Origin of the sequence: Sphingorhabdus sp., from assembly GCF_044239005.1 — a bacterium.
Taxonomy (GTDB): Bacteria; Pseudomonadota; Alphaproteobacteria; order Sphingomonadales; family Sphingomonadaceae; genus Sphingorhabdus_B.
This window is the reverse complement of the sequence record NZ_JBIICH010000156.1, coordinates 1-4,255: the sequence shown is the minus strand read 5'-3', so window position 1 is coordinate 4,255 and position 4,255 is coordinate 1. Positions and strand designations below refer to the sequence as shown.

The 4,255-nt window shown below is 56.6% G+C and carries 5 protein-coding genes and 1 tRNA gene; 5 read left to right on the top strand and 1 reads right to left on the bottom strand.

Annotation, left to right across the window (positions count from 1 at the left end; translation table 11 throughout):
* Nucleotides 1-248: 248 nt before the first annotated feature.
* Nucleotides 249-467, top strand: a complete 219-nt coding sequence (locus ACILQA_RS10205) for a hypothetical protein (RefSeq protein ID WP_395629591.1) — start codon at nucleotides 249-251, stop codon at nucleotides 465-467.
* Between the two features lie 68 nt (nucleotides 468-535).
* Here ACILQA_RS10205 and ACILQA_RS10200 read toward each other — a convergent pair.
* A tRNA-Thr gene (locus tag ACILQA_RS10200) sits at nucleotides 536-610 on the bottom strand.
* A 97-nt stretch (nucleotides 611-707) separates the two neighbouring features.
* Between ACILQA_RS10200 and ACILQA_RS10195 the strand changes: the two genes are divergently transcribed.
* The 4 genes from ACILQA_RS10195 to ACILQA_RS10180 all read left to right on the top strand — a co-directional run.
* Nucleotides 708-851 carry a hypothetical protein gene (locus ACILQA_RS10195; protein WP_395629590.1) on the top strand — a complete coding sequence of 48 codons (144 nt, stop codon included), beginning with the start codon at nucleotides 708-710 and terminating at the stop codon, nucleotides 849-851.
* A gap of 246 nt (nucleotides 852-1,097) precedes the next feature.
* Complete coding sequence (locus ACILQA_RS10190) at nucleotides 1,098-2,135, top strand: quinone-dependent dihydroorotate dehydrogenase (RefSeq protein WP_395629593.1); 1,038 nt, start codon at nucleotides 1,098-1,100, stop codon at nucleotides 2,133-2,135.
* A 44-nt stretch (nucleotides 2,136-2,179) separates the two neighbouring features.
* Nucleotides 2,180-3,922 (top strand): gamma-glutamyltransferase, encoded by a 1,743-nt coding sequence (ggt, locus tag ACILQA_RS10185; protein WP_395629589.1) that lies wholly within the window; start codon nucleotides 2,180-2,182, stop codon nucleotides 3,920-3,922.
* Between the two features lie 145 nt (nucleotides 3,923-4,067).
* On the top strand, nucleotides 4,068-4,255 hold a 188-nt coding region (locus ACILQA_RS10180), incomplete at its 3' end, for an AMP-binding protein (RefSeq protein WP_395629592.1).

Here is a 4,255-nt window from a genome sequence, read left to right as displayed (position 1 = left end):
CCGAAATCTGCCGAGCAGCTGCCCACCCACTTTCGATCATAGGGTCTTTTCTAAAATTTCGTCTAGTTTTTTGAGTGCCGCAATGACGACCCTAAGTGCTCAACTAATCTAAATTTCTGCCTATCGCGCGCACTATCCATTCGACTTCTCCAAGCAGTCGAGCATTGCTGTTCATATTCAAGCGCCCCGACATAAGGCGGCGATAGACCCGGCTAGGCATTTAGCTGGGCTTTGGGTGGTGGGGCAGCATGATGCTGCATCGATTAAGGAGAACCACCCATGACAAAGACCAAAAAGCTGGAGAGTTTCGAAACAATCGCAATGCCCTAAAAGCCTCAAGAAATCTTGCATCGGCTGGCGAGAATGTCTTGGCTGGCACCGGACAGCTCACTGCCCGGCACCTGATGCGCTGTGCAGATCGCCCGATGGAGTTGCAGCAGATCTGCAAAAATAATGATAGCAAGTAACGGAAGTTAGGCGACAATTTCTGCTCTAAGCCAGAAGTCTGAAATCGCTGAAGATATTGGGGACTTCCTGGTGCTGCTGGGGAGGATTGAACTCCCGACCTCGTCATTACCAATGACGCGCTCTACCACTGAGCTACAGCAGCATACACAGAAGGTGGGGCCTATGCGAAGGGACGGGGCTGTTGTCAAGCGGCTTGCGCCTTTGTGGGCGATTTGGCATCGGGTGCGCGGGCAGGCAAAATGGATCGGAGAACGCAATTGGCAAAAGACGCGCAAGACAAAGAGCGGATCAAGGCCGAACGGTTGCGTGAGGCCCTGCGTGCCAATCTCCGCCGCCGCAAAGCGAAACCGCAAAGTCCAGAACCGGATGCACCGAAGGCATAGCCGCCGAACGGCCCGTCAGGGACGATGGCAGCGGTGAAGGGGAGCTTTCAGGAAAAGAACGCCCGTTTTTCAACGGCGGAGCGCTTGGGTCGCGCTACGACAGCGCAGACGTTTGGTAAAATGCGATTGGATGTAATCGTCACCACCCCATAAAATTCCAACATTTGAGGCCAAAATCATCTTGGTCAGGTTCATGAACGTAATCCCGCCGTTGCACCTTGCACGCGACTCGTGAATAGCACGCTCATGTTTTACCGACTTGCACGCCCCTTTTTGTTTCAGGCAGATGCCGAAACCGCCCACAATATGTCGCTTACGGCGCTGAAAATGTTGCCGATCCCGCCTATGGGAACGCAGGACGCGGCTTTGCAGCAACGCTTTGCCGGGCTGCACTTTGCAAATCCCGTTGGCCTTGCGCCGGGCTATGACAAAAATGCCGAAGTGCCCGTTGAGATCATGCGCCTTGGCTTTGGATTTACCGAGGTCGGCACATTAACGCCGTTGCCGCAGGCGGGTAACCCGAAACCTCGCTTGTTCCGGTTGGTTGAGGACGCGGCAGTCATCAACCGCATGGGTTTCAACAACGAAGGACAGGCGGCGGCGATCGCGCGGCTGCAGAATATTCCGGACACGGCATTGGCAGGGCCGCTCGGCATCAATATCGGCGCTAACAAAGACAGCGCTGACCGTATTGCCGATTATGTTATCGGCGTGCGCAATATGGAGCCTCTGGCCGATTATTTGACCGTCAACATTAGCTCACCCAATACGCCCGGTCTTCGCGCGCTGCAGGACAAGGCTGCGTTGGATGATCTATTGGCGCAGGTTATGGCCGCGCGGTCGCGGGCAACGCCGGTCTTCCTGAAAGTCGCGCCCGATCTGCAACCCGCCGACATTGACGATATTGTCAGCGTGGCAATGGCGCGCGGTGTTGCGGCCTTGATCGTATCGAACACCACCATTTCGCGGCCCGACCTGCAATCGAAACATGCAGGCGAAACGGGTGGCTTGTCGGGCGCGCCCTTGCGCGACCTTGCGCAGCAACGCCTCATCGATTTTCGCAAGGCGAGTGGGGGCAAGCTGGGCTTGATTGGCGTTGGTGGTATTGCCTCTGCCGAAGATGCGTATGCGCGCATCCTTGCGGGCGCATCTTTGGTGCAAATTTACAGTGCGCTCGTGTATCATGGCCCCGGACTGGCGCTGAAAATCAACCGGCAACTGCTGAAACTTTTGCAGCGCGACGGGTTTGCCAATATCTCGGACGCCGTGGGGACTGACGCGTAAATCCGGACTTGGCATTGTCGTGTAAACGGGGCTAGGTATCGGGCATGAAAAAATTGTCCTTCGCGATCAGCGCACTCGTCCTTGCCGCTCAACCGGTTTTTGCCGAAAATGTCGGCGTCACATCATCGGCCGATCCCCGTGTCACCGAAGCGGGGATGGAGATGTTACGTCAGGGTGGTTCCGCTGCCGATGCAGCGATGGCCATGATGTTGGCGCTGACCGTCGTTGAACCGCAATCAAGCGGCATTGGTGGCGGCGGCTTCCTTTTGTATCAGGACAGCGCAAAGGGCGTGCTTTCAACCATTAACGGGCGCGAGACGGCGCCAGCTGCGGCGACACCCGATCGTTTTGTCGGACCCGACGGTAAAGCGCTCGGTTTCTTGGAGGCCTTTCAGGGCGGACGTTCCGTGGGCGTTCCCGGCAATATCCAGCTTATGGCGGAAACCCACCGCAAATGGGGCAAGCTGTCTTGGGCGACGATTTTCAAGCCCGCCATCCGCCTTGCCGACAAGGGGTTCATCGTCAACAAGACCCTTGAATCACGGCTGAAAGGTATTCAGCCACTGTGGTCCAACTTTGATGCTGCGCGCGCGATTTATTGGCGCAACGGCGCGCCTGTTACCGCAGGTATGAAGCTGAACAATCCGCAACTTGCCGCGACGTTAAAATTGCTCGCGAAAAAGGGACCCGATGCATTTTACACCGGCCCTATCGCCAACCAGATTGTGGGTGCGGTTACGACGAGCAAGCTTAGCCCCGGCGACATGACCATGACGGACCTTGCGCAATATCGCGCAAAGGAACAGCAAGCGGTTTGCGCGCCGTACCGCGTCTATGTGGTGTGCGGCATGGCCCCGCCTTCATCAGGCGCGACGACGGTGTTGCAAATATTGGGCACATTGCAACGTTTTGACTTGGCAGCATCCGGCAAAAACAGCCCCAAAAGCTGGTATTTAATTGGTCAGGCGATGCAGCTGGCTTATGCCGACCGCGAAAAATATCTGGCGGATGATGCGTTTGTGAATGTGCCGGTCGCAGGGCTTTTGAACCCCGAATATATCAAAGAGCGTTCCGCGCTTATTGACCCTGAAAAGGCGCGCACGGACTATCCGGCCGGGAACCCACCCGGCGCGATGCCGCGCACGGCGGCCATTTCCAGTGAAGTGGCAGGAACAACGCATTTCACCGCAGTCGACCGCAGCGGCAATATCGCCAATATGACGTCGACGATTGAGGGGCCATTTGGCAGCCAGCTGGTTGCGGGCGGCTTTTTCTTGAACAATGAATTGACCGACTTCACCTTTTCACCCGAAAAAAATGGCGCGCCAGTCGCCAACCGCGTGATGGGCGGAAAGCGGCCATTGTCGTCCATGTCCCCTACAATTGTGTTTGATCGCGATGGCCGCGCGGTTCTTGCATTGGGTTCAGCAGGCGGAAAACGCATCATCATGCATGTGACCAAGACGCTGATTGGCGTCATCGACTTCGGCCTTCCGCTTGATCAAGCGATTGCGCTGCCGAACATCTATTTTGGTGGCGGCGGTCTTGAGGTCGAACAAAATACCATGCTTTCGGCGATGTCTGACGGGCTTGCCAAATTTGGACAGACGGTACGCCCTGTCGATCTGGGTTCAAAAGTTAACGGCGCGCAGCGTGTCGGCGGCAGCTGGACCGGGGCTTCCGACCCACGCAGCGAGGGGACATCGGCCACTATCGATGCCAAGGGTAAGGTGACAGTGACCGAACCGCGATTGGTTGATGAGGCACCGACTGAGGATGTCGGTTAACGCTAACGGCCCGTTGCGCCTTACGCATTGGCGCGCTAGCGTAATTTTCCAGAGTCCCATAATGGACCGCAAAATGTTGTTTAGGAGAGAATAAGTGGCTGCCGAGCAATTCGACGATTTTGACAGCTTCCCCAACCTCGTCACCATGTTTTTTGCGCGTGCGCGGTATCGCGGTGACGCCCCGTTTTTGTGGGCAAAACATGATACTACGTGGCAATCCTTAAGCTGGGCTGAGGTCGCGCGCCAGGTTGCGGGCTTTGCCAAGTCGCTGCGCCAGCTTGGGCTGGAAAAGGGCGACCGGGTCATGCTCGTGTCGGAAAATCGCCCCGAGTG